We start from the raw sequence: 24,921 nt of genomic DNA, 5'->3' as shown, positions 1-24,921 counted from the left end.
ACCGGCCCTGGCGTCCCGTGGGGCGCCAGGGCCGGTGTCCGAATTCGGTGCGCGGGTGCTTACAGCCCCGTGGCCGCGCGCAGCGCGTCCACGCGGTCGGTGCGCTCCCAGGTGAAGTCCTCCAGCTCGCGGCCGAAGTGGCCGTACGCCGCTGTCTGGGCGTAGATCGGGCGCAGCAGGTCCAGGTCGCGGATGATCGCGGCCGGGCGGAGGTCGAAGACCTCGGAGATGGCCTGCTCGATCTTCTCGGCGTCGACCGTGGCCGTGCCGAAGGTCTCGACGAACAGGCCGACCGGCTCGGCCTTGCCGATCGCGTAGGCCACCTGCACCTCGCAGCGCGAGGCCAGGCCGGCCGCCACGACGTTCTTCGCGACCCAGCGCATCGCGTACGCGGCGGAGCGGTCGACCTTGGACGGGTCCTTGCCGGAGAAGGCGCCGCCGCCGTGGCGGGCCATGCCGCCGTAGGTGTCGATGATGATCTTGCGGCCCGTCAGGCCGGCGTCACCCATCGGACCGCCGATCTCGAACCGCCCGGTCGGGTTGACCAGCAGGCGGTAACCCTCGGTGTCCAGCTTGATGCCGTCCTCGACGAGCGCGTTGAGAACGTGCTCGACCACGAACTCCCGGATGTCCGGTGCCAGCAGCGAGTCCAGGTCGATGTCGGAGGCGTGCTGCGAGGAGACGACCACGGTGTCCAGGCGGACCGCCTTGTTGCCGTCGTACTCGATGGTGACCTGCGTCTTGCCGTCCGGGCGCAGGTAGGGGATGGTCCCGTTCTTGCGGACATCGGACAGGCGGCGGGAGAGCCGGTGGGCCAGGGAGATCGGGAGCGGCATCAGCTCGGGCGTCTCGTCGCAGGCGTAGCCGAACATCAGGCCCTGGTCGCCCGCGCCCTGCTTGTCCAGCTCATCGATGTCGTCACCTGCGGCGGCACCTTCGACCCGGGCCTCGTAAGCCGAGTCCACACCCTGCGCGATGTCCGGGGACTGGGAGCCGATCGACACCGAGACGCCGCACGAGGCTCCGTCGAAGCCCTTCTTCGACGAGTCGTAGCCGATCTCGAGGATCTTGTTGCGCACGAGCGTGGCGATCGGTGCGTACGCCTTGGTCGTCACCTCGCCGGCCACATGCACCAGGCCGGTGGTGATCAGTGTCTCGACGGCGACCCGGGAGGTCGGGTCCTCCTTCAGGAGCGCGTCGAGAATGGTGTCGCTGATCTGGTCAGCGATCTTGTCGGGGTGACCCTCGGTCACTGACTCCGAGGTGAACAGGCGGCGGGACACATCGCTCCCTGGGGTTGCAGCGGCTGCTGGCTGATCATGGTTGGGACCGCCCGGGAGCTGCGCCCGATGCGGTTCCTCGGCCAGTTTATCCGGCGCCCTGGCCGGTCGAGCATCCCCGTCCACAGGACGGGCAGGCCGTGACCTGGAACATACCTCTCCCCGACCGGAAAATCAGCCTTGCCGGTGAGGCAGGAAAGTGTCATTCCCACTGATGGCCCGAAAATGACCGAAGACGACCCGAACCGGATCACTCAGCCGAGACGCCCGGCGACCAGGTCCCAGACGGTGTCGGCCAGGATCTCCTTGGGCCCGTACGGCACCGGGGTCTCGGTGCCGTCGGCCGCCAGGACCACGGCCTCGTTCGCCTCCGAGCCGAAGGTCTTGTGCTCCCCCACCTCGTTGACGACCAGCAGGTCGCACCCCTTGCGGGCGAGCTTGGCGCGCCCGTTGGCGAGCACGTCGTCGGTCTCGGCGGCGAAGCCCACGATGATCTGTCCGGGCCGGGCGCGGTCGGCGGAGATCTCCGCGAGCACGTCCGGGTTGCGGACCAGGACGATCGGCTCAGGCTCCTGCCCGTCCCGCTTCTTGATCTTGCCTTCGGCGTACTTCGCGGGCCGGAAATCGGCGACGGCCGCGGCCATCACCACGGCGTCGGCGTCCGCGGCGGCCTTGACCACTGCCTCGCGCAGCTGCACCGCGGTGCCCACCCGCACCACATCGGCCCCGGCCGGGTCGGGCAGCTCGCTGTTGGCCGAGACCAAAGTCACCCGGGCGCCGCGGGCGACGGCGGCCCTGGCCAGGGCGTAGCCCTGCTTGCCGGAGGAGCGGTTGCCCAGGAAGCGCACCGGGTCCAGGGGCTCGCGGGTGCCCCCGGCGCTCACCACGACATGGCGACCGGCCAGGTCCTGGCGCCTCTCCTCGGCGCCGCGGGCGAGCACCCGGCGGCAGACCTCGAAGATCTCGCCGGGCTCGGGCAGCCGGCCCTTGCCGGTGTCCACGCCGGTCAGCCGCCCGACGGCGGGCTCGATGACGACGGCCCCGCGGCGGCGCAGCGTGGCCACGTTCTCCTGGGTGGCCGGGTGCTCCCACATCTCGGTGTGCATGGCGGGCGCGAAGACCACAGGACATCGGGCGGTGAGCAGGGTGTTGGTGAGCAGGTCGTCGGCCAGGCCGTGGGCGGCCTTGGCGAGCAGGTCGGCGGTGGCGGGGGCGACCACGACCAGGTCCGCGGACTGGCCGATGCGCACATGCGGGACCTCGTGGACGGAGTCCCAGACCTCGGTGGCCACGGGGTTGCCGGACAGGGCGGACCAGGTCGCGGCCCCGACGAAGTGCAGGGCCGAGTCGGTCGGCACGACCCGCACCTCATGCCCGGACTCGGTGAGGCGGCGCAGCAGCTCGCACGCCTTGTAGGCGGCGATCCCGCCGCTGACCCCCAGGACGACCTTGGGCTTGTCCATCGCTCGCCTCTCCGCGCGCTCCGTCTCCGTCGCGCGCTGCCCGTCGCGTACGTACCCATGACACACCACGGGCCCGGCGGGGATGCCGCCGGGCCCGTGGTGGGAGTTCCGACTACTGAGCCGGGCCCTCGATGGCCTCGGAGGTCAGCAGACCGGCGTTGATCTCGCGGAGCGCGATCGACAGCGGCTTCTCGTGGACGTGGGTGTCCACCAGCGGGCCGACGTACTCGAGCAGGCCCTCGCCGAGCTGCGAGTAGTACGCGTTGATCTGGCGGGCGCGCTTGGCCGCGTAGATCACCAGGCTGTACTTGGAGTCGGTGGCCTCGAGCAGCTCATCAATCGGCGGGTTGATGATGCCCTCGGGCGCGGTGATGGAAGAGGACACTCTCTGCCTTCCGAGTGGGTGGTGAAGAAATGAGATATTCGATCGTGGCGGTCGGTGCTCTGTGCTTGGCACCCTGACCAGGAAAGATCAAACGACTCGCATCAAGGTTAGCAGCTCTTGCGCCACGTCCTCGACGGAGGTATTGACCAAGGTCACATCGAACTCGGGCTCGGCGGCCAGCTCGGTCTTCGCGGCCTCGAGCCGTCGTTCGATCACCTCGGGCGGCTCGGTGCCCCGGCCGGTGAGCCGGCGGACCAGCTCCTCCCAGCTCGGCGGGGCCAGAAAGACCAGCTGCGCGTCCGTCATGGACTCGCGGACCTGACGGGCGCCCTGCAGGTCGATCTCCAGCAGCACCGGCTCACCCGCGGCGAGGCGGTCCTGGACCGCCTCGCGCGGAGTGCCGTAGCGGTTGCCCGCGAACTCGGCCCACTCCAGCAACTCGCCGTTGGCGATGAGCTTGTCGAACTCCCCGTCGTCCACGAAGAAGTACTGGACGCCGTGGCGCTCGCCGGGGCGCGGCTTGCGTGTGGTGGCCGAGACCGAGAGCCACACCTCGGGGTGTGCTTTGCGCATATGAGCGACGACCGTGCTCTTACCGACCCCGGAAGGGCCGGAGAGCACGGTCAGCCGCGGACGTGCGTCCGGGGGTACGGGGGTCGCCCCCCTGGAGTGTGCTGCCATGCAGCGATTATCCAGGTTCCCGGGAGTGCCTGGAAACGTCAGTTGGCGGCGCCGCCGAACTCACGCTCAAGCGATGCGATCTGGTTGGAGCCCAGACCGCGGACACGACGGCTCTCGGAAATGCCGAGCCGTTCCATGATCTGCTTGGCGCGGACCTTGCCGACGCCAGGCAGGGACTCCAGGAGAGCGGACACCTTCATCTTGCCGATGACATCGTTCTCCTGGCCCTGCTTGATGACCTCGTGCAGGGAAGCGCCGGAGTGCTTGAGTCGATTCTTGACCTCGGCGCGCTCCCGGCGAGCCGCGGCGGCCTTTTCGAGCGCGGCTGCGCGCTGTTCAGGGGTAAGGGGCGGAAGAGCCACGCCTACGTCACCTCGGATGTCGAACTGTCGGATACGGACCGGTGAGGAACCTAGTCGCCCCTCACCTGGGGAGCAACGCGCAACGCAGCTGCGCGCTGGCTCTGGTCGGAGACTAGCGGCCGATCCCGCTCCAGTCAGCGAGAACAGACGAAAAGTCCTGGTCAGACTCGCTCGACTTGGACATTTGGGGGCAAAATAACCCGCTTATTCGGCCACAGCACGCACTTGATCAGCCATTCGGAGCGCGGCCGACGCGAGCGAAGCCGGGTCCGGACCGTGCCGGAGCACCCCTCGGCTGACGCTGGGAACCACATTCCGCACCGCCGCGCCGAAGACCCCCGGCAGGTCCTCGGGGGTCGCGCCCTGGGCCCCGATGCCCGGAGCGAGCAGCGGCCCGCCGATCGCCAGATCCGCGCCCGCCTTCGCCGCGGTGTCCTTGAGCGTCGCGCCGACGACCGCGCCGTACGAGCCGAGGCGGCCCGCGCGCGCCTCCTCGGCGTTCTCCTCCCTGAGGTGGTCCAGCACCGTGGCGGCGACCGTCGCCCCGCCGGGCCGCACCGCGTGCTGCACCTCGGCGCCCTCCGGGTTGGAGGTCAGCGCCAGCACGAACACCCCGGCCCCGCTCGCCCGCGCCGCGTCCAGCGCGGGGCGCAGCGAGCCGAACCCCAGATACGGGCTGACGGTGACCGCGTCCGAGAACAGCGGGCTGCCGGGGTCCAGGTACGCCGAGGCGTACGCGGCCATCGTGGAGCCGATGTCGCCGCGCTTGGCGTCCATCAGCACCAGCGCCCCGGCGGCCCGGGCGTCCGCGACGGCCCGCTCGAGCACCGCGATGCCGCGCGAGCCGAAGCGCTCGAAGAACGCGGACTGCGGCTTGAGGACCGCGACCCGCTCGGCGAGGGCGTCCACGACCGTGCGGGTGAACCGCTCCAGGCCCGCGATGTCGTCCCCGAGCCCCCAGTCGGCGAGCAGCGAGGCGTGCGGGTCGATGCCGACGCACAGCGGGCCGCGCGCGTCCATGGCGCGGCGCAGGCGCGCACCGAAGGGGGTCATGCGTTCTCCTTGTCGGCCTTGTGAGGTTCATCGGCCTCGCGGGCCTCGGCGCCGACCGCGTCGGCGAGGGTGGCGTACGGGCTGGCCGCGAGGCGGGCGGCCAGGCCGCGGTGGATGCGGCGGCTCCAGAACGGGCCCTCGTAGATGAAGGCGCTGTAGCCCTGGATCAGCGTGGCCCCGGCCAGGATCCGCTCCCAGGCGTCGTCGGCGGTCTCGATGCCGCCCACCCCCACCAGCGTGATCCGGTCGCCGACCCGGGCGTACAGGCGGCGCAGCACCTCCAGGGAGCAGGCCCTCAGGGGCGCGCCCGACAGGCCGCCGGTCTCGGCGGTGAGCGCCGGACCGGAGGCGAGGCCGAGGCTGTCGCGGGCGATGGTGGTGTTGGTGGCGATGATGCCGTCCAGGCCCAGCTCGACCGCGAGGTCGGCGACCGCGTCCACGTCCTCGTCGGCGAGGTCGGGGGCGATCTTGACGAGGAGCGGCACCCAGCGGCCGGCGACCGTGCGGTCCGCGGCCTCGCGTACGGCGCTCAGCAGGGGCCGCAGATGGTCGACGGCCTGGAGGTCGCGCAGCCCGGGGGTGTTGGGCGAGGACACGTTGACGACGAGGTAGTCGGCGTGGGTGGCGAGCCGCTCGGTGGAGGTCACATAGTCGGCGACGGCCTCCGCCTCCGGGACGACCTTGGTCTTGCCGATGTTGACGCCGACCGTGGTCCGGAAGGCGGGGCGGCCGGCCCGGCGGGCCGCGAGCCGGGCGGCCACGGCCGCCGAGCCCTCGTTGTTGAAGCCCATGCGGTTGATCAGCGCACGGTCCGCGACCAGGCGGAACAGCCGCTTCTTGGGGTTGCCGGGCTGCGGCTGGGCGGTGACGGTGCCGATCTCGACATGGTCGAAGCCGAGCATGGCCATGCCGTCGATGCCGACGGCGTTCTTGTCGAAGCCGGCCGCGAGCCCGAACGGCCCGTGCATGCGCAGGCCGAGCGCCTCGGTGCGCAGCGCCCGGTGGCGCGGTGCGAGGAGGGCCGCGACGAAGGTCCGCAGGACCGGGACGCGGGCGGCGAGCCGGATCCAGCCGAAGGCCAGGTGGTGCGCCCGCTCCGGGTCCATATGGCGGAAGACGAGACGGAAGAAGAGCTGGTACATGGCGGGCTTTCTGCGACGGTGAGGGCCAGGGGCGGATACGGGGCGGACGGGCGCCGGGGCGGGTGCCCCGGCGCCCTGCGCCGCTACCGCGCGCGGGCCGCGGTCAGATGCTCCGCGTGCTCCTGAAGGGACCGGACGCCGACCGTGCCCCGGCCGAGCGCCTCGATGCCCTGGACGGCGGCCGCGAGGGCCTGGACCGTGGTCAGGCAGGGGATGGCGCGGGCGACGGCCGCCGTGCGGATGTCGTAGCCGTCCAGCCGGCCGCCGGTGCCGTAGGGGGTGTTGACGATCAGGTCGACCTCGCCGTCGTGGATGAGCTGGACGATGGTCTTCTCGCCGTTCGGCCCCTCGCCCTCGCTCTGCTTGCGCACCACGGTCGCGTTGATGCCGTTGCGCTTGAGCACCTCGGCGGTGCCGGAGGTGGCCAGCAGCTCGAAGCCGAGGGCGACCAGCTCGCGCGCCGGGAAGATCATCGAGCGCTTGTCGCGGTTGGCGACGGACACGAACGCGCGGCCCTTGTTGGGCAGCGCCCCGTACGCCCCGGCCTGCGACTTGGCGTACGCCGCGCCGAAGACCGAGTCGATGCCCATGACCTCGCCGGTGGAGCGCATCTCCGGGCCGAGGACGGTGTCCACGCCGCGCCCGGACGCGTCGCGGAACCGGCTCCACGGCATCACGGCCTCCTTGACGGAGATCGGCGCGTCCAGCGGGAGCGTGCCGCCGTCGCCGCTGCTCGGCAGCAGGCCCTCGGCGCGCAGCTCGGCGATGGTCGCGCCCAGCGAGATGCGGGCGGCAGCCTTGGCGAGCGGCACGGCGGTGGCCTTGGAGGTGAAGGGGACCGTACGGGAGGCGCGCGGGTTCGCCTCCAGGACGTACAGGATGTCCCCGGCCATCGCGAACTGGATGTTGATCAGACCGCGCACCCCGACGCCGCGCGCGATGGCCTCGGTGGAGGCCCGCAGCCGCTTGATGTCGAAGCCGCCGAGGGTGATCGGGGGCAGCGCGCAGGCCGAGTCACCGGAGTGGATACCGGCCTCCTCGATGTGCTCCATGACGCCGCCGAGGTAGAGCTCGTGGCCGTCGTAGAGCGCGTCCACGTCGATCTCGATGGCGTCGTCGAGGAAGCGGTCGATGAGGACCGGGTGCTCGGAGATCAGCCCGGCGTGCCGCTCCAGGTAGGCGGCCAGGGAGGGCTCGTCGTAGACGATCTCCATGCCGCGCCCGCCGAGCACGTACGAGGGGCGGACCATGACCGGGTAGCCGATCTCGGCGGCGATGCCCTTGGCCTCCGCGAAGGAGAAGGCGGTGCCGTACTTGGGCGCGGGCAGCCCGGCCTCGGTCAGCACCCGGCCGAAGGCGCCGCGCTCCTCGGCGAGGTTGATCGCCTCGGGCGAGGTGCCGACGACCGGCACGCCGTTGTCCTTGAGCGCCTGGGCCAGGCCCAGCGGGGTCTGGCCGCCGAGCTGGACGATGACGCCCGCGACGGGGCCCGCCTGCTGCTCGGCGTGGACGATCTCCAGGACGTCCTCCAGGGTGAGCGGCTCGAAGTAGAGCCGGTCGGAGGTGTCGTAGTCGGTGGAGACGGTCTCCGGGTTGCAGTTGACCATGACGGTCTCGTAGCCCGCGTCGTGCAGCGCGAAGGAGGCGTGCACACACGAGTAGTCGAACTCGATGCCCTGGCCGATCCGGTTGGGGCCCGAGCCCAGGATGATCACGGCGGGCTTGTCGCGGGGCGCGACCTCGGACTCCTCGTCGTAGGAGGAGTAGAAGTACGGGGTCCTGGCGGCGAACTCGGCGGCGCAGGTGTCGACGGTCTTGTAGACGGGCCGCACCCCCAGCGCGTGCCGCACCTCGCGGACGACGTCCTCGCGCAGCGAGCGGATGGCCGCGATCTGGGCGTCGGAGAAGCCGTGCCGCTTGGCCTCGGCGAGCAGCTCCGGCTCCAGCTTCTCGACGGCCGCCAGTTCGTCGGCGATCTCCTTGATCAGGAAGAGCTGGTCGACGAACCACGGGTCGATCTTCGTGGCCTCGAAGACCTCCTCAGGGGTGGCCCCGGCGCGGATGGCCTGCATCACGGTGTTGATCCGGCCGTCGGTGGGGACCTCGGCCCGGACCAGCAGCTCCGCCTTGTCGCCCGGGTCGCCGGTGAAGTCGAACTGGCTGCCCTTCTTCTCCAGCGAGCGCAGCGCCTTCTGGAGCGCCTCGGTGAAGTTGCGGCCGATGGCCATGGCCTCGCCGACCGACTTCATGGTGGTGGTGAGGCGGGCGTCGGCGGCCGGGAACTTCTCGAAGGCGAAGCGCGGCACCTTGACGACGACATAGTCGAGCGTGGGCTCGAAGGAGGCCGGGGTCTCCCGCGTGATGTCGTTGGGGATCTCGTCGAGGGTGTAGCCGACGGCGAGCTTGGCCGCGATCTTGGCGATGGGGAAGCCGGTCGCCTTGGAGGCGAGCGCCGAGGACCGGGAGACCCGCGGGTTCATCTCGATGACGATGACCCGGCCGTCGTCGGGGTTGACCGCGAACTGGATGTTGCAGCCGCCGGTGTCGACGCCGACCTCGCGGATGACGGCGATGCCGATGTCGCGGAGCACCTGGTACTCGCGGTCGGTCAGCGTCATCGCGGGCGCGACGGTGATCGAGTCGCCGGTGTGCACGCCCATGGGGTCGAAGTTCTCGATGGAGCAGACGACCACGACGTTGTCGTGCTTGTCGCGCATCAGCTCCAGCTCGTACTCCTTCCAGCCGAGGATGGACTCCTCGAGGAGCACCTCGGTGGTGGGCGAGAGCGCCAGGCCCTGGCCGGCGATGCGGCGCAGCTCCTCCTCGTCATGGGCGAAGCCGGAGCCGGCGCCGCCCATGGTGAAGGAGGGGCGTACAACGACGGGGTAGCCGCCGAGCGTCTCGACGCCCGCGAGGATGTCGTCCATGGAGTGGCAGATGACCGAGCGGGCGGACTCGCCGTGGCCGATCTTGGTGCGGACGGCCTCCACGACCTCCTTGAAGAGGTCGCGGTCCTCGCCCTTGTGGATGGCCTCGACATTGGCGCCGATCAGTTCGACGCCGTACTTCTCGAGGGTGCCCGCCTCATGGAGGGAGATCGCGGTGTTGAGGGCCGTCTGCCCGCCGAGGGTGGGCAGCAGCGCGTCGGGGCGCTCCTTGGCGATGATCTTCTCGACGAACTCCGGGGTGATCGGCTCGACATACGTGGCGTCGGCGATCTCCGGGTCGGTCATGATCGTCGCCGGGTTGGAGTTGACCAGTACGACCCGCAGCCCCTCCGCCTTGAGGACGCGGCAGGCCTGGGTGCCGGAGTAGTCGAATTCGGCGGCCTGGCCGATGACGATCGGGCCGGAGCCGATGACCAGAACGGACTGGATGTCGGTGCGCTTAGGCACGCTGGCCCTCCATCAGGGAGACAAAGCGGTCGAACAGGTAGGCAGCGTCGTGCGGGCCGGCGGCGGCCTCGGGGTGGTACTGGACGCTGAACGCGGGGCGGTCGAGCAGTTTGAGGCCCTCGACCACGTTGTCGTTCAGACAGACGTGGGAGACCTCGGCGCGGCCGTAGGGGGTGTCGGAGACCCTGTCGAGCGGGGCATCGACGGCGAAGCCGTGGTTGTGCGCGGTGACCTCGACCTTGCCGGTCGTGCGGTCCTGTACGGGCTGGTTGATCCCACGGTGGCCGTACTTCAGCTTGTAGGTGCCGAAGCCCAGCGCGCGGCCGAGGATCTGGTTGCCGAAGCAGATGCCGAACAGCGGCGTGCCGCGCTCCAGGACCGCCCGCATCACGGAGACCGGGTGGTCGGCGGTGGCCGGGTCGCCCGGCCCGTTGGAGAAGAACACCCCGTCCGGGCTGACGGCGTAGACGTCCTCGACCGTGGCGGTCGCGGGCAGCACATGCACCTCGATACCGCGCTCGGCCATCCGGTGCGGGGTCATGCCCTTGATGCCCAGGTCGACCGCGGCGACGGTGAAGCGCTTGGTGCCGATCGCGGGGACGACATAACGCTCCGTGGTGGCGACCTCACCGCTGAGGTCCGCGCCCTTCATCTCCGGCACGGCCCGCACCTTGGCCAGCAGCGCCGCCTCGTCGGCCACCGCCTCGCCGGAGAAGATGCCGACCCGCATGGCGCCGCGCTCGCGCAGATGGCGGGTGAGCGCGCGGGTGTCGATGCCGCTGATGCCGACCACGCCCTGGGTCGCCAGCTCCTCGTCCAGGGAGCGGCGCGAGCGCCAGTTGGAGGGCACCCGGGCGGGGTCGCGGACCACATAGCCCGCGACCCAGATCCGCTTCGACTCCGGGTCCTCGTCGTTGACGCCGGTGTTGCCGACGTGCGGGGCGGTCATGACCACGACCTGCCGGTGGTACGAGGGGTCGGTCAGGGTCTCCTGGTAGCCGGTCATGCCGGTGGAGAACACCGCCTCGCCGAAGGTCTCCCCCACGGCCCCGTAGGCCCGGCCGCGGAAGGTGCGGCCGTCCTCCAGGACGAGGACTGCTGGGGTTTTGGCACCCCTGGTGGAGGTGGTCATCGTGCGCCTTCCATGTCGTGCGAGGTGGCGGCCGCGTCGCTGGGGCCGCCGGAAAGTTCGGTGAGGGCGTCCACCCACGCGGTGTGTTCGGCCGCGCGGTCGGAGCGGAAGCCGGAGTCGATCAGGCGGTCGCCCAGCTGCCAGGTGATCACCAGCAGGCCGCCCTCGGCGAGGACCTTGCCGGCGATGCCCTTGTCGAGCCGGGCACCGCGGAGGCTGCCGGCCGGGATGTAGAAGTCGCGCGCCCCGGGGCGTACGACGGCCAGGCCCTCCTCGGTCAGGGTGAGCTCGACGCGGCTGCGGGTGCCCAGGCCCTGGGCGACGATCCGGTCGAGCCACTGCCCGGCGGTGGTCGAGCCGTGGTAGCGGCCGGCCAGGGACAGCCGGGCGGGCCCGAGCTCGGCGGGGGCCGGGGGCTGCGGCAGCTCGGGCAGATCGCCCTGGAGCGTGCCCCGCCACTTCCACCCCTCGCGCATCAGCCAGTAGACGAGCGCGATGAAGAGCAGCAGACCCACGACCCAGCCGATGCGCGCGGCCCAGTCCGTCACGTCCTGCGACTTCTGCTCGGCCGCCAGGCGCACCAGGTGGCCCGCCGCCGGATCGACCGGATTGATCAGAGGTTTCACGCCAGTTTCCCGTCCACGACCGTCGCCCGGCCCCGCAGGAAGGTGTACGTCACACGGCCCGGCAGTTCACGGCCCTCGTAGGGAGTGTTGCGGCTGCGCGAGGCGAAGCCCGCGGGGTTCACCACACCACGGTATGCGGAGTCGAGCAGCGTGAGGTTGGCGGGCTCCCCGGGGGCGATGGGGCGCCCGTGGCCCGCCAGCCGGCCGATGGCCGAGGGGCGGTGCGACATCCGGTCGGCCACGCCCGCCCAGTCCAGCAGGCCGGTGTCGACCATGGTGTGCTGGACGACGGAGAGCGCGGTCTCCAGGCCGACCATGCCCATGGCCGCCGCGCCCCACTCGCAGTCCTTGTCCTCGTGCGGGTGCGGGGCGTGGTCGGTGGCGACGCAGTCGATGGTGCCGTCGGCGAGCGCCTCGCGCAGCGCCATGACGTCGGTCTCAGTGCGCAGCGGCGGGTTCACCTTGTAGACGGGGTCGTAGGAGCGTACGAGCTCGTCGGTGAGCAGCAGGTGGTGCGGGGTGACCTCGGCGGTGACGTTCCAGCCCTTGGACTTGGCCCAGCGGACGATCTCGACCGAGCCCGCGGTGGACAGATGGCAGATGTGCACCCGGGAGCCGACGTGGGCGGCGAGCAGCACATCGCGGGCGATGATCGACTCCTCGGCGACGGCCGGCCAGCCGCCGAGGCCGAGCTCGGCGGAGACCACGCCCTCGTTCATCTGGGCGCCCTCGGTCAGCCGCGGCTCCTGCGCGTGCTGGGCGATGACCCCGTCGAAGGCCTTCACATACTCCAGGGCGCGGCGCATGATCACGGCGTCGTCCACGCACTTGCCGTCGTCGGAGAAGACCCGCACGCCCGCGGCGGAGTCGTGCATGGCGCCCAGCTCGGCGAGTTTCTTGCCCTCCAGGCCGACGGTGACGGCGCCGACGGGCTGTACGTCGCAGTAGCCGGACTCCTTGCCGAGCCGCCACACCTGCTCCACGACGCCCGCGGTGTCGGCGACCGGGAAGGTGTTGGCCATGGCGTGGACGGCGGTGAAGCCGCCCGAGGCGGCCGCGCGGGTGCCGGTGAGGACGGTCTCGGAGTCCTCGCGGCCGGGCTCGCGCAGATGGGTGTGGAGGTCGACCAGGCCGGGCAGCAGGATCTGCCCTGTGGCGTCGATCACGGTGGCGTCGCCCGCGTCGATGCCGGTGCCGACGGCGGCGATCCGTTCGCCCTCGATGAGCACGTCACGCGCCTCGCCGCCGAGGACCTTCGCGCCGCGGAGGAGGGTCTTGTCGGTGTCGCTCATGGTTACTTGCTCTCCTCGGTGGCGGTGCGGGACGTGGCGACGGCGGGCTCGTTCCCGCCGAGCAGCAGATACAGGACGGCCATGCGGATCGAGACGCCGTTGGCGACCTGCTCGACGGCGGTGCAGCGGTCGGAGTCCGCGACCTCGGCGGTGATCTCCATGCCGCGGTTCATGGGGCCGGGGTGCATGACGATGGCGTGCTCGGGCATGCGGGCCATCCGGTCGCCGTCAAGCCCGTACCGGCGCGCGTACTCGCGCTCGGTGGGGAAGAAGGCGTCGTTCATGCGCTCGCGCTGGACGCGCAGCATCATCACGGCGTCGGACTTGCCGACCACCGCGTCGAGGTCGTACGAGACCTCGCACGGCCAGCTCTCGACGGCGAAGGGCACCAGGGTCGGCGGGGCGACCAGGGTCACCTCGGCGCCCAGGGTGGACAGCAGATGGACGTTGGAGCGGGCGACCCGGCTGTGCAGGATGTCGCCGACGATGGTGATCCGGCGGCCCGCCAGGTCCTGGCCGCTGCCCGAGGTCAGATGGCGGCGCATGGTGAAGGCGTCGAGCAGCGCCTGGGTGGGGTGCTCATGGGTGCCGTCCCCGGCGTTGACGACCGAGCCGCCGATCCAGCCGGAGGTGGCCAGCCGGTGCGGGGCGCCGGAGTCGTGGTGGCGGATGACCACGGCGTCGGCGCCCATGGCCTCCAGCGTGAGCGCGGTGTCCTTCAGGGACTCGCCCTTGGAGACCGAGGAGCCCTTGGCGGAGAAGTTGATGACGTCGGCGGACAGCCGCTTGGCGGCCGCCTCGAACGAGATGCGGGTGCGGGTGGAGTCCTCGAAGAAGAGGTTGACGACGGTACGGCCGCGCAGGGTCGGCAGTTTCTTGATCGGCCGGTCGGCGATTCGGGCCAGTTCCTCGGCGGTGTCGAGGATCAGGACGGCGTCGTCGCGCGTGAGATCGGCGGCCGAGATGAGGTGGCGCTTCATCCGGTTGCTCCGTGGGTGAGGGAGATGTTCAGGCGTGCGGCGGGCGCGCGGGACGGCGTCGTGGCCGGCGTACCGGGCCCCGGACGGTCCACCGGGGCTCCGGTGGGTCCGGCGGGTCCATCGGCGGCCGTGGGGCCGACTCCGTGCCGCGGCGGCTCCGGGCGGGGCTACTGCCCGTCCGCGGGGGCGGTCCCGCGCACGCCGAGGAGCACGCTGTCGCGGCCGTCCTCCTCGGTGAGCTGGACCTTGACCGTCTCCCGCAGCGACGTGGGGAGGTTCTTGCCGACGTAGTCGGCGCGGATCGGCAGCTCGCGGTGGCCGCGGTCGACCAGGACCGCGAGCTGGACGGCGCGGGGCCGGCCGATGTCGCCCAGGGCGTCGAGCGCGGCGCGGATGGTGCGGCCCGAGAAGAGCACATCGTCGACCAGGACCACCAGGCGGCCGTCGATGCCGTCGCCGGGGATGTCGGTGCGGGCGAGCGCTCGGGCCGGGCGCAGCCTCAGGTCGTCGCGGTACATGGTGATGTCGAGCGAGCCGACGGGAACCTGGCCGGGGGCCCTGCCGGTGATCTCCTCGAGCCGGGTGGCCAGCCGCCGGGCGAGGTGCACACCCCGGGTCGGGATGCCGAGCAGCACCACGTCGTCGGCGCCCTTGGCGCGCTCGACGATCTCGTGGGCGATGCGGGTCAGAACGCGGGCGATGTCCGGTGCCTCGAGCACGGAGCGCGCCGCGTCGGCCGCGTTGGTGGTACGTGCGTCCATACGAAACGGACCTCCTTCTCCGCCTCACGGGACGGACCTTAAAGGACGTCGGATTTGCGCCATTCACATTAGCAGGGGTGGGCCGGCGGCCCGGCATCACCCCTGGCGGTGGCCCCTGCGCACCGTTCGGCTTGACGAATGGAGATTACGCTGCGTAACCTCACAGTGAGTTACCAGTCTTCGTCCGGGGAGCTTTATGTCCAGCGAATACGCCAAACAGCTCGGAGCCAAGCTCCGTGCCATCCGCACCCAGCAGGGCCTCTCCCTTCACGGTGTCGAGGAGAAGTCCCAGGGCCGCTGGAAGGCCGTCGTGGTCGGCTCGTACGAGCGCGGGGACCGTGCCGTGACCGTGCAGCGCCTCGCCGAGTTGGCCGACTTCTACGGCGTCCCGGTCCAGGAACTTCTCCCGGGCACCAGCCCGGCCGGGGCCGCAGAGCCTCCGCCCAAGCTGGTGCTGGACCTCGAGCGGCTGGCCCATGTGCCGGTCGAGAAGGCGGGCCCGCTCCAGCGATATGCCGCCACGATCCAGAGCCAGCGCGGTGATTACAACGGCAAGGTGCTGTCGATCCGCCAGGACGACCTGCGCACCCTCGCCGTGATCTACGACCAGTCGCCTTCGGTGCTCACCGAGCAGCTGATCAGCTGGGGTGTGCTGGGCGCGGATGCGCGCCGGGCCGTCCAGCACGAGGACGTCTGACGCCGCGCGCGGCCTCTTGGGAGTTGTCGGCAGAGCCATCAGATAACGTCAACGACCAGCAGAAACGTGCCGCCGGGGGCGGTGGGACCATCCGGTTCCACCGCCCCCGGCGGCTTGGTGCGCTCTGTGCGTGTGCGCTCAGGCCTCCGAGGAGGACTCCTGCTCGCCCCTGCGCAGGCTCGGCTTCAGCTCCTTGAAGCGGCCCAGGAGCCCGTTGACGAAGGCCGGCGAGTCATCGGTGGAGAACTCCTTGGCGAGCTGCACCGCCTCGTCGATCACCACCGCGTCCGGGGTCTCGTCCTCCCACACCAGTTCGTAGGCGCCGAGCCGCAGGATGTTCCGGTCGACGACCGGCATCCGGTCCAGCGTCCAGCCCACCGCGTAGGTGGAGATCAGCTCGTCGATCCGGGCCGTGTACTGGGCGTACCCCTCGACGAGCTGCATCGTGTATTCGCTGACCGGCGGCTGCCGGTCGTCGGTCCGGGCGTGCCGGATCCAGTCCGCGAGGACCGTCTGCACGGAGGTGCCACGCTGATCGGCCTCGAAAAGGATCTGGAAGGCACGCTTGCGGGCCTTGTTGCGGGCGGCCACGGTTAGTTGTTCACCCGACCGAGGTACTCACCGGAACGGGTGTCGACCTTGATCTTCTCACCGGTGGTGATGAACAGCGGGACACCGATCTCATAGCCGGTCTCCAGCTTGGCGGGCTTGGTGCCGCCGGTGGAGCGGTCGCCCTGGACGCCCGGCTCGGTGTACTCGATCACCAGCTCGACCGCGGCCGGCAGCTCGATGTACAGCGGGTTGCCCTCGTACATCGCCACGACGGCCTCGAAGCCCTCGAGCAGATAGCGGGCGTTGTCGCCGACCACCTCGGGGCTGATGTAGATCTGATCGAAGGTGTCCATGTCCATGAACACAAAGCTCTCGCCGTCCTTGTACGAGAACTGCATGCCGCGCTTGTCGACAACTGCCGTCTCGACCTTCACGCCGGCGTTGAAGGTCTTGTCGACCACCTTGCCGGACAGCACGTTCTTGAGCTTGGTGCGGACGAAAGCAGGGCCCTTGCCGGGCTTGACGTGCTGGAACTCGACGACGGACCAGAGCTGGCCCCCGTCGAGCTTGAGCACCAGGCCATTCTTGAGGTCGTTCGTGGATGCCACGGTTGCGGGATCTCCTGGACTACAGCTGGTGGAAACCAGAAAGATGCGACGCTCCACAGTCAGAGCGCGAGCAGCTCCTTGGTCGTAATGGTGAGTAGCTCGGGTCCGCCGTCCGCCTCGGAGCGGACGACGAGCGTGTCATCGATCCGGACACCGCCCCGGCCCGGGAGGTGGACCCCCGGTTCGACAGTGACCGGCACACAAGCGTCCAGTTTACCCATGGCCGCGGGTGCCAGCCGAGGGTCCTCGTCGATTTCCAGGCCCACGCCGTGTCCCATCCGCCGTGCCAGCCCCTCGCCGAACCCCGCGAACTCCAGCACCTGCCGGGTCGCCCGGTCCACATCCCGGCAGGCCGCGCCCGGCACCAGCGCCTCCCGTCCGGCCCGCTGCGCCGCGAACACCGCGTCGTACAGCTCCACCTGCCAGGTGGCGGGCGACGGGCCGATCACGAAGGTGCGCCCCACCTCACAGCGGTAGCCGCGGTAGTCGGCGCCCAGGCCGATGGTGAGAAAGTCGCCCTCCTCGACCCGCCGGTCGGTGGGCGTGTGCCCGGCCCGGCCCGAGTTCGGACCGGTGGCCACGACCGTGGGGAAGGCAGGGCCGTCCGCGCCGTGGTCCACCAGCCTGCGCTCCAGCTCCAGCGCCAGATGCCGCTCGGTCCGGCCGACCAGGATCGACTCCAGCAGCTCGCCCAGCGCCTGGTCGGCGAGCTCGGCGGCGATCCGCAGACAGGAGATCTCCTCCTCGTCCTTGACCAGCCTCAGCTGCTCCACGGCCCGGCCCAGATCCGCCAGGCGCAGTGGCGGGACGGCCGCGGCGAGCGCCCGGTGGCGGGCCACGGTCAGATGGTGCTCCTCGACGGCCAGCGACTCGGCGCCGTCCGCGGCGGCCAGGTCGGCGGCGGCCACGGCCGGGTCCCCGCTCTCGCCGGGCAGCACCAGAATCCGCAGGTCCTCGGGGTGGGGTGAGCCGCCGGGGAGCGGCTCCCAGGACGGCGTCAGCGGCGCCACCAGCACATCCTGGACCGGCCCCAGCAGCAGCACGGCGCCGGGCGGCACGGCGGCGCCGCACAGATAGCGCACATTGGCGGGCCGGGAGACCAGCGCGGCCTCACTGCCCGCCGCCGCGCACTGATCGCGCAGTCGGGCACGTCGGGCCGCGTACGCCTGGGACATGCTCCGAGCGTAGGCGGTGCCGCCCCGGGCGGCCGTTCGGACGGGTCCCCGCGGGTGAGCGGCCCTTCCCGGCCCTGCCGGCCGGGCGCGCCTACCAGCTGGGCGGGGAGGCGATGCTGCGGGCGACGACCTCGTCGAGCATCCGGGCCGTGGTCTCCACGTCGTAGGTGGAGTTGTCGATGATCGGCAGGCCCGAGCCGTACCAGCCGGCCATCCGGCCGTGGATCCTGGCCACTTCCTCGTCGCTCAGCCGGCGGTTGCCGCTGCGCGCCGCGTTCCGCTCCAGGACGACCTCAAGGCCCGGCAGCACCACGACGGGCAGCAGGCCGGGGCCGACATGGCGCTTCCAGCCGCCGAGGCCCACGACCGGGCGGTCCGGGAAGACGGCGTCGTCCAGGATGCAGGAGATGCCGTTGGCCAGAAAGTTACGGGCGGCGAAGCCGCACGTGCGGCGGGCGAGACGATACTGCGCCTCGGAGTTCTCGTTCCACCCCGACTGCGGGTTGGCGAATCCGGACCTGACCCACTCGCGGACGTCGTCCAGGCTGATGTGCGCGGTCGGCACCCGCCGGCGGTCGGCCCAGTGGCGCGCGACGGTCGTCTTGCCCGCTCCGGCCGGGCCGATCAGCAGCACCGCCACCGCCGCCTGCGAGGCGTCGGCCACCGCCGCGCCGCCCGTCGGCGGGTGCGGCAGCGGCACCGGGCCGCCGGGCGGGAGCTGGATGTGGCCGGTGGCCCCGGACGGGTCCATGGGCGGCGGGGCCGGGGTCGGGTGGAGCGGGGCCGGCGGAATGGGCGGAACAGGGTGGGCAGGGTGGGAGCCAGGGGGCTGGGCAGGGTGGGAGCCAGGGGGGTGGGAGCCAGGGGGCTGGACAGGGTGCTGGGCCGGGTGGGGGCCAGGGTGCTGGGCCGGCGGGGGGCCCGGGTGGGGGCTCGTGCCCTGGGGCCAGCCGGCGCCGCCCGCGCCCGGCCCGTGCCCGGGCTGATGGGGGGGCGGCAGCGGAGCTCCCACTGAGTGCTGCATCCGGTGGCACTCCGTCTCGTGCAGGCGGTCTGGTACTGGCAACTGTCGCGTGGTGAGGCGGCGGTGAGGCCGGTCCAACCGAACGGTACCCGCCCCGGCCGCCGCTGTGTGAACGGCCGGGGAATACCGTGTGTGCCCAGCCCAGCGCCGTCAACCGGCCAGTTCGTCCGCCAATGCACGCAAAGCGAGGCGATACGAACCGATTCCGAACCCCGCGACGGTGCCGCTGGCGACGGCCGCGATGACAGAGTTGTGACGGAACTCCTCCCGCGCGTGCGGGTTGGAGATGTGCACCTCGACCAGCGGCGCGGTGCGCTGCGCCGCCGCGTCCCGCATGCCGTACGAGTAGTGCGTGAAGGCACCGGGGTTGATGACGACCGGGATCGAACCGTCGGCCGCCTCGTGCAGCCAGCGGATCAGCTCCCCCTCGTCGTTGGTCTCCCGTACGTCCACGTCGAAGCCGAGTTCGGCGCCGAGCTTCGCGCACTCCTCCACCAGACCGGCGTAGGAGGTGGCGCCGTAGACATCCGGCTCACGGCTGCCGAGCCGCCCCAGGTTCGGGCCGTTGAGGACGAGCACCTTCCGGGTCACGCGGACACCTCTCCGTAGGCCGCGAGCAGCACGGCCGGGTCCGGGCCCTCCAGCACCGCGGGCTTGGCCAGACCGTCGAGGACGATGAAGCGCAGCAGGTCGCCGCGGGACTTCTTGTCGACCTTCATGGTCTCCAGCAGCCGGGGCCACTGGTCGCCGCGGTAGGTCAGCGGCAGGCCGACGGAGCCCAGGACCGCGCGGTGCCGGTCGGCCGTGGCATCGTCCAGCCGCCCCGCGAGACGGCCCAGTTCGGCGGCGAAGACCATGCCGACGGAGACCGCCGCGCCGTGCCGCCACTTGTAGCGCTCGTTCTTCTCGATGGCGTGGGCGAGGGTGTGGCCGTAGTTGAGGATCTCCCGCAGCCCGGCCTCCCTGAGGTCGGAGGAGACGACCTCGGCCTTGACCCGGATGGAGCGCTCGATGAGCTCGGCGGTGTGCGGCCCCGCGGGGGTGCGGGCGGCCTCCGGGTCCGCCTCGATCAGCTCCAGGATCGCCGGGTCGGCGATGAAGCCCGCCTTGATGATCTCGGCGAGGCCGCTGACGTAGTCGTTGACCGGCAGCGAGTCGAGCGCGGCCAGGTCGCACAGCACCCCGGTCGGCGGGTGGAAGGCGCCCACCAGGTTCTTTCCCTCGGCGGTGTTGATGCCGGTCTTGCCGCCGACCGCCGCGTCCACCATGCCGAGCACGGTCGTCGGGACGGCGATCCAGCGCACCCCGCGCAGCCAGGTCGCGGCGACGAAGCCCGCGAGGTCGGTGGAGGCGCCCCCGCCGACGCCGATGATCACGTCGCTGCGGGTGAACCCGGTCTGGCCGAGCGCCTTCCAGCAGTACGCGGCGACCTCGGCGGTCTTGGCCTCCTCCGCGTTGGGCAGCTGGATCGCGATGGGCTCATAGCCCTCGCCCAGGAGGTCCTGGCGGATGGCCTCGCCGGTTTCGGCCAGCGACTCCGGGTGCAGCACGGCGACGCGCTTGGCTGCCGTGCCGATGAGGCCGGGCAGCTCGCCGAGCAGCCGGTGGCCGACCAGGACCTCGTACGGCTCGCTGCCCGCGGTGCCGCCGACCTGGATACGGGTGGGGGTGTCGGTGCTCATGCGTCCTTCAGCTCCAGTGCGTCGAGGACCGCGTCGGCGACGTCCTCGGGGGTGCGGCCCTCGGTCGACACGACCGCGCGGGCCACCTCGGTGTACAGCGGACGGCGCTCCTCCATCAGCTCCCGCCAGCGCTGCCGCGGATTGACGGCGAGCAGCGGGCGCGGCGCGTCGAGGCCGGTGCGCTTGACCGCCTCGGCGACGCCCATCTCCAGGAAGGCGACCGGCAGGTCGGCCAGCAGGGCGCGGGTTCCGTCGTCCAGGATCGCGCCGCCGCCGAGGGCCAGTACGCCGCGGTGCTCGGCGACCGCGGCGCGCACCGCCTGCCGCTCCAGCTCACGGAAGTGCGGCTCGCCCTCGTCGATGAAGATCTCGGAGATGGGCTTGCCCGCCGCCTCGACGATGTCGGTGTCGGTGTCCCGGAAGCCGGTGCCGAGCCGCTCGGCGAGCACCCGCCCAACTGTGGTCTTCCCCACACCCATGGGCCCGACCAGCACGATCGCCGGACCGTTCGCCCCCCGGCCGGTCACTTGACGGCCAGGTTGTCGAGGAAGCCCCGCACATTGCGGCGGGTCTCGGTGACCGAGTCGCCGCCGAACTTCTCCGCGACCGCGTCCGCGAGGACCAGCGCCACCATCGCCTCCGCGACGATGCCGGCGGCCGGCACCGCGCACACATCGGACCGCTGGTGGTGGGCCTTGGTCGGCTCGCCGGTCGCGACGTCGATGGTGGCCAGGGCCCGCGGCACGGTCGCGATCGGCTTCATCGCGGCGCGCACCCGCAGCAGCTCGCCCGTGGTCAGACCGCCCTCGGTGCCACCGGAGCGGCCGGTGGCCCGCCGGACGCCGTCCTCGCCCGGCACGATCTCGTCGTGCGCCTCGGAGCCGGGCACCCGGGCCAGCTCGAAGCCGTCGCCGACCTCCACGCCCTTGATGGCCTGGATGCCCATCAGCGCGGCGGCCAGGCGGGCGTCGAGCCGCCGGTCCCAGTGGACATGCGAGCCGAGGCCCACCGGCACGCCGTACGCCAGCACCTCGACGACGCCGCCGAGGGTGTCGCCGTCCTTGTGGGCCTGGTCGATCTCGGCGACCATCGCGTCGCTCGTGTCCGCGTCCAGGCAGCGCACCGGGTCGGCGTCCAGCCGCTCCACGTCCGCGGGGGTCGGGTACACGCCGTACGGGGCCTTGGCCGCGGCCAGCTCCACGACATGCGAGACGATCTCGATGCCCGTCGTCTCCTTCAGGTACGAGCGGGCGACCGTGCCGAGCGCGACGCGCGCGGCGGTCTCGCGGGCGCTGGCCCGCTCCAGGATCGGCCGGGCCTCGTCGAAGCCGTACTTCTGCATGCCGGCCAGGTCCGCGTGGCCGGGGCGGGGCCGGGTCAGCGGCGCGTTCCGGGCGAGCCCGGCGAGCACCTCCGGATCCACCGGGTCGGCCGCCATGACCTGCTCCCACTTCGGCCACTCGGTGTTCCCGACCATGATCGCGACGGGGGAGCCGAGGGTCAGCCCATGGCGGACCCCGCCGAGGAAGGTGACCTCGTCACGCTCGAACTTCATCCGGGCGCCGCGGCCGTAGCCGAGCCGCCGGCGGGCGAGGGCGTCCGCGACCATGTCGGTGGTGATCGGCACACCGGCGGGCAGCCCCTCCAGCGTCGCCACGAGTGCGGGGCCGTGCGACTCCCCCGCGGTCAGCCAGCGCAACCTGCTCAACGGTGCTCCTCATGCTCGCGCCTCGACGTACGGCGGCATGGCCTCGGGGAGCGCGCGGCCCCGGGCCCGCCACCTCCGATCCTCCCACGTCCGAGAAGCCCTACGAGCGCCGGTCCAACAGGCGGGACTCAGCTCGCCCGCCCGGCGAGGGCCGCCTCGCCCGCTTCGCGCATCGCGGTCAGGGGGGCCGGGGCCAGGCCCGTCATCAGCTCGACCTGGAGCACCGCCTGGTGCACCAGCAGGTCCAGACCGCTGACCACCGCGCCGCCGCGCGCCGCCCAGGCGGCGGCGAGCCGCGTCGGCCACGGGTCGTACAGCACGTCGAAGAGGGCACCGGGGCGGTCGGGCACGGCTGCGGCCAGCTCGTCCGTGGTGCCCGCGGGGGTGGTGGCGATCACCAGGGGCGCGCGGAACGCCTCGGCCGCGTCGGCCCAGTCCGCCGTGCGGACCGCCACCCCCAGCCGCTCGCCCCACTGCCGCATCTCCGCGGCCCGCGCCTCGCTGCGGACATACGCGGTGACCTCGCCCTCGCAGACGCGGGACAGCGCGGCCAGCGCCGAGGAGGCGGTGGCCCCGGCGCCCAGCACCGCGGCGCCCGCCACCCGCTCCACGCCGCGCTCGCGCAGCGCCGCCACCATGCCCGGGATATCGGTGTTGTCGCCGGTCCGGCGGCCGTCGTCGGTGAAGACGACCGTGTTGACCGCCTCGACCGACGCCGCCGTGTCGCTGATCCCGTCGAGCAGCGGGATGACCGCGCGCTTGAGCGGCATGGTCAGGGACAGCCCCGCCCAGGGGCGGGCTCCCGCCGTCTCCTCCAGCCGCTCGAAGAAGCCGGGCAGCGCGGCCTCGTCCACCTCGTGGCGGTCGTAGGCCCAACCGGCCAGGCCCAGCTTCTCGTAGGCGGCGCGGTGGAGCACCGGGGACAGGGAGTGGGCGATCGGCGAGCCGAGCACCGCGGCCCTGCGGTTTTCCGACATCTTTCCTCAGCTGTTCTTGCGCTGCCGGTTGAACTCGTCGACGAGCTTCTGGTGATCGGCGTACGTCTTGGTGAACTTGGTCGTCTTGCCGTCGAGCGAGATGAAGTAGAACCAGCCGCTCTTGGTGGGCTTGGTCGCCGCCACCAGCGCGTCCTCCCCGGGGTTCCCGATCGGACCCGGCGTCAGCCCCCGGTAGAAGTACGTGTTGTAGGGGTTGTCGTAGTTCTTGATCTCTTGCAGCGAGATATCGATCTTGCTCTGGTTCTTGATGTAGTTGTACGTCGAGTCGAATTCCAGCTTGCCATTGGTCTGGGTGTTGCCGGGTTCGAGGCGGTTGTAGATCACCTCGGCCATCTGGCGGAAGTCGTCATGGGTGACGCCCTCCGCCTGGACCAGGCTGGCGACGGTGAGGAGTTCGAGCGGCGACTTCAGGCCCAGGTCCTTGGCCTTGCCCTCGATGTCGAAGTTGGCGTAGTTCTTCTTCGCCTGGGCGACCATCTGCCGCAGGACGTCCTTGGGCTTGGCGTCCTTGCCGACGCTGTAGCGGGACGGGTAGAGGAACCCTTCCAGCGGATCCTTGATCTTGGAGTTGTCGTCGGCCCAGTCCGGCAGCCCGAGGTTCTTGGCCTCCTTGGCCGCGATGTCCTTGGTCGTGCCCGCCTTGAGGCCGATCTTCTTGTCGATCGCGGCGTAGACCTGCGCGTTGCGCATGCCCTCGGTGACGATCAGGCCGTTGCTGCTCGCCGGGTCGATCATCAGCTTCACGGCCGCCGCCGCGGACATCTGCTTGCGCAGCGTGTACGAGCCGGGCTGGATGCTGCCGCCCTTCGGGTTCGCGTCGGCGGCCTCGATGAACGCGCCGGTGCTCTTCACGACGCCCTTGTCCTTGAGGATGTTCCCCATGGCGGTCACGCTCGCCTCTGCGGGGATCTCGACCGTGATCTCACCGCTGCCGTCGCCCGAGTAGTCCGGCGCCGGGCCGAAGCGGCTCTGCCAGAACTGGTAGGCGAAGTAACCGCCTCCGCCGACGACGCCGACCAGCACCACGGTCACGAACAGGCAGGCCACACCGCTGCGGCGCTTGGGGGGCTTGTTGCGGCCCTCCCGGCCGCCGCGCGACTCGTCCTCATCCTCGTCGTAGTCGTCGTCGTACTCGTCGTCGCCGCGGTCGTCACGGCCGGCCCGGCCGCCGCGGTCGGGCCGGTCGTCGCGGCGGGTGTCGCCCGCGCCGTCGTCGTCCCGGAAGAACGGGTGGTCGTCGTCGGGCTCGTCGGGTTGGTCGTGCTCGGCCTGTCTGGCCTGCGGGACCTGGGCCGCGACGGGCTCCTGGGGGGCCTGCTGTTGTCCGCCGTAAGGGTCGCCGGGCGCGGCGTGGCCGCCCTCCCAGCCGCCGTTGCCGTACTGCTGCTGCGGCTGCTGGGCCTGCTGCGGGTAGCTGCCGGTGTCGTGGCCGTCCCAGTGCGGCTGGTGGGGCTGCTGAGGCTGTTGTTGTTGCTGTTGCTGGGGATCCTGCGGGTAGCCCTGAGGGTACTGCTGGTGCGCGTACGGGTCGTGGCCATACGGATCCTGAGCGGCGTACGGGTCCTGGGCGTAGCCCTGCTGTCCGTAGCCGTCCTGCCCGTACCCCTGCTGCGGATACTGCCCCTGCTGGCCACCCTGCTGCTGGCCGCCCTGGCCGTAAGGGTCCTGGCCGTAGCCGTCGTAGCCGTCGTGGCCGTATGAGCCGTGCTGGGCGTGCGGCTCCTGCGCGTAGGTCCCCTGGGCGTACTGATCATGACCGGCCACCGTCTGGTGCCCGCCCCATCCCTGGTCCCCGTACAGCGGGTCCTCAGGATCCCACGGCTGGGAGCCGGTACCCCGGCGGTAGTCAGTCATCAAACCCCTAGCGACGCACGTCGGCAGCCGAGGAGTCGCCCGTTCTCACGCCAGGCGACGGCTGCCTTGGC

Annotated in this window: 24 protein-coding genes; 1 reads left to right on the top strand and 23 read right to left on the bottom strand. The window is 71.5% G+C overall.

Annotated features, from left to right (window positions below):
* Positions 1-59 precede the first annotated feature (59 nt).
* The 13 genes from metK to pyrR form a co-directional block, all read right to left on the bottom strand.
* Positions 60-1,283 carry a methionine adenosyltransferase gene (gene metK, locus ACH4S9_RS34340; protein WP_358846298.1) on the bottom strand — a complete coding sequence of 408 codons (1,224 nt, stop codon included), beginning with the start codon at positions 1,281-1,283 and terminating at the stop codon, positions 60-62.
* 251 nt (positions 1,284-1,534) lie between these two features.
* On the bottom strand, positions 1,535-2,743 hold the full coding sequence (gene coaBC, locus ACH4S9_RS34335) for a bifunctional phosphopantothenoylcysteine decarboxylase/phosphopantothenate--cysteine ligase CoaBC (protein WP_385346571.1): 1,209 nt from the start codon (positions 2,741-2,743) through the stop codon (positions 1,535-1,537).
* Between the two features lie 112 nt (positions 2,744-2,855).
* Positions 2,856-3,128 (bottom strand): DNA-directed RNA polymerase subunit omega, encoded by a 273-nt coding sequence (gene rpoZ, locus ACH4S9_RS34330; protein WP_005319902.1) that lies wholly within the window; start codon positions 3,126-3,128, stop codon positions 2,856-2,858.
* A gap of 87 nt (positions 3,129-3,215) precedes the next feature.
* Positions 3,216-3,809 carry a guanylate kinase gene (gmk, locus tag ACH4S9_RS34325; RefSeq protein WP_385346573.1) on the bottom strand — a complete coding sequence of 198 codons (594 nt, stop codon included), beginning with the start codon at positions 3,807-3,809 and terminating at the stop codon, positions 3,216-3,218.
* A gap of 38 nt (positions 3,810-3,847) precedes the next feature.
* Positions 3,848-4,171 carry an integration host factor gene (locus ACH4S9_RS34320; RefSeq protein WP_065966208.1) on the bottom strand — a complete coding sequence of 108 codons (324 nt, stop codon included), beginning with the start codon at positions 4,169-4,171 and terminating at the stop codon, positions 3,848-3,850.
* 204 nt (positions 4,172-4,375) lie between these two features.
* The gene (gene pyrF / locus ACH4S9_RS34315) at positions 4,376-5,224 is read right to left on the bottom strand and encodes an orotidine-5'-phosphate decarboxylase (RefSeq protein WP_311725829.1); all 849 of its coding nucleotides are present in this window, start codon (positions 5,222-5,224) and stop codon (positions 4,376-4,378) included.
* Positions 5,221-6,366 carry a quinone-dependent dihydroorotate dehydrogenase gene (locus tag ACH4S9_RS34310; protein ID WP_398375467.1) on the bottom strand — a complete coding sequence of 382 codons (1,146 nt, stop codon included), beginning with the start codon at positions 6,364-6,366 and terminating at the stop codon, positions 5,221-5,223. Before ACH4S9_RS34310 ends, pyrF begins: the two co-directional genes overlap by 4 nt.
* 83 nt (positions 6,367-6,449) lie before the next feature.
* On the bottom strand, positions 6,450-9,761 hold the full coding sequence (carB, locus tag ACH4S9_RS34305; protein WP_385346578.1) for a carbamoyl-phosphate synthase large subunit: 3,312 nt from the start codon (positions 9,759-9,761) through the stop codon (positions 6,450-6,452).
* Entirely contained in the window at positions 9,754-10,893 is a 1,140-nt protein-coding gene (gene carA, locus ACH4S9_RS34300; RefSeq protein WP_398375465.1) for a glutamine-hydrolyzing carbamoyl-phosphate synthase small subunit, read from the bottom strand. The genes carB and carA overlap by 8 nt, the downstream gene beginning before the upstream one ends.
* Positions 10,890-11,519: a hypothetical protein gene (locus ACH4S9_RS34295; RefSeq protein WP_398375463.1), complete on the bottom strand. Its 630-nt coding sequence runs from the start codon at positions 11,517-11,519 to the stop codon at positions 10,890-10,892. The genes carA and ACH4S9_RS34295 overlap by 4 nt, the downstream gene beginning before the upstream one ends.
* A complete protein-coding gene (locus ACH4S9_RS34290) occupies positions 11,516-12,811 on the bottom strand; it encodes a dihydroorotase (protein ID WP_385346584.1) in 1,296 nt (431 codons plus the stop codon). Before ACH4S9_RS34290 ends, ACH4S9_RS34295 begins: the two co-directional genes overlap by 4 nt.
* Before the next feature lie 2 nt (positions 12,812-12,813).
* Entirely contained in the window at positions 12,814-13,791 is a 978-nt protein-coding gene (locus ACH4S9_RS34285; protein WP_311725822.1) for an aspartate carbamoyltransferase catalytic subunit, read from the bottom strand.
* Positions 13,792-13,958: 167 nt separating this feature from the next.
* Entirely contained in the window at positions 13,959-14,552 is a 594-nt protein-coding gene (pyrR, locus tag ACH4S9_RS34280) for a bifunctional pyr operon transcriptional regulator/uracil phosphoribosyltransferase PyrR (protein WP_352129130.1), read from the bottom strand.
* Positions 14,553-14,748: 196 nt separating this feature from the next.
* Between pyrR and bldD the strand changes: the two genes are divergently transcribed.
* Positions 14,749-15,249 (top strand): transcriptional regulator BldD, encoded by a 501-nt coding sequence (gene bldD / locus ACH4S9_RS34275; RefSeq protein WP_014056259.1) that lies wholly within the window; start codon positions 14,749-14,751, stop codon positions 15,247-15,249.
* Positions 15,250-15,387: 138 nt separating this feature from the next.
* Here the strand turns inward: bldD and nusB are convergent, their stop codons facing one another.
* From nusB to mltG, 10 genes are all read right to left on the bottom strand, one after another.
* Positions 15,388-15,840 (bottom strand): transcription antitermination factor NusB, encoded by a 453-nt coding sequence (gene nusB / locus ACH4S9_RS34270; protein WP_311725819.1) that lies wholly within the window; start codon positions 15,838-15,840, stop codon positions 15,388-15,390.
* A 2-nt stretch (positions 15,841-15,842) separates the two neighbouring features.
* Entirely contained in the window at positions 15,843-16,409 is a 567-nt protein-coding gene (gene efp, locus ACH4S9_RS34265; RefSeq protein ID WP_311725818.1) for an elongation factor P, read from the bottom strand.
* 59 nt (positions 16,410-16,468) lie between these two features.
* Positions 16,469-17,584 carry an aminopeptidase P family protein gene (locus ACH4S9_RS34260; protein ID WP_311725817.1) on the bottom strand — a complete coding sequence of 372 codons (1,116 nt, stop codon included), beginning with the start codon at positions 17,582-17,584 and terminating at the stop codon, positions 16,469-16,471.
* Positions 17,585-17,675: 91 nt separating this feature from the next.
* Positions 17,676-18,608, bottom strand: a complete 933-nt coding sequence (locus ACH4S9_RS34255; protein ID WP_398375461.1) for a Pro-rich N-terminal domain-containing protein — start codon at positions 18,606-18,608, stop codon at positions 17,676-17,678.
* Between the two features lie 150 nt (positions 18,609-18,758).
* Positions 18,759-19,199 carry a type II 3-dehydroquinate dehydratase gene (gene aroQ, locus ACH4S9_RS34250; protein ID WP_311725815.1) on the bottom strand — a complete coding sequence of 147 codons (441 nt, stop codon included), beginning with the start codon at positions 19,197-19,199 and terminating at the stop codon, positions 18,759-18,761.
* Positions 19,196-20,290 carry a 3-dehydroquinate synthase gene (aroB, locus tag ACH4S9_RS34245; protein ID WP_398375459.1) on the bottom strand — a complete coding sequence of 365 codons (1,095 nt, stop codon included), beginning with the start codon at positions 20,288-20,290 and terminating at the stop codon, positions 19,196-19,198. The genes aroQ and aroB overlap by 4 nt, the downstream gene beginning before the upstream one ends.
* A complete protein-coding gene (locus ACH4S9_RS34240) occupies positions 20,287-20,769 on the bottom strand; it encodes a shikimate kinase (protein WP_358846311.1) in 483 nt (160 codons plus the stop codon). Before ACH4S9_RS34240 ends, aroB begins: the two co-directional genes overlap by 4 nt.
* Positions 20,770-20,813: 44 nt before the next feature.
* Positions 20,814-21,998, bottom strand: a complete 1,185-nt coding sequence (gene aroC, locus ACH4S9_RS34235; RefSeq protein WP_311725812.1) for a chorismate synthase — start codon at positions 21,996-21,998, stop codon at positions 20,814-20,816.
* A 128-nt stretch (positions 21,999-22,126) separates the two neighbouring features.
* Positions 22,127-22,975 carry a shikimate dehydrogenase gene (locus ACH4S9_RS34230; RefSeq protein ID WP_398375457.1) on the bottom strand — a complete coding sequence of 283 codons (849 nt, stop codon included), beginning with the start codon at positions 22,973-22,975 and terminating at the stop codon, positions 22,127-22,129.
* 6 nt (positions 22,976-22,981) lie between these two features.
* Positions 22,982-24,850, bottom strand: a complete 1,869-nt coding sequence (gene mltG, locus ACH4S9_RS34225) for an endolytic transglycosylase MltG (protein ID WP_398375455.1) — start codon at positions 24,848-24,850, stop codon at positions 22,982-22,984.
* Positions 24,851-24,921 lie beyond the last annotated feature (71 nt).

Origin of the sequence: Streptomyces sp. NPDC021225 (genome assembly GCF_044332865.1) — a bacterium.
Classification (GTDB): domain Bacteria; phylum Actinomycetota; class Actinomycetes; order Streptomycetales; family Streptomycetaceae; genus Streptomyces.
This window is presented reverse-complemented; position numbering and strand designations above follow the sequence as displayed.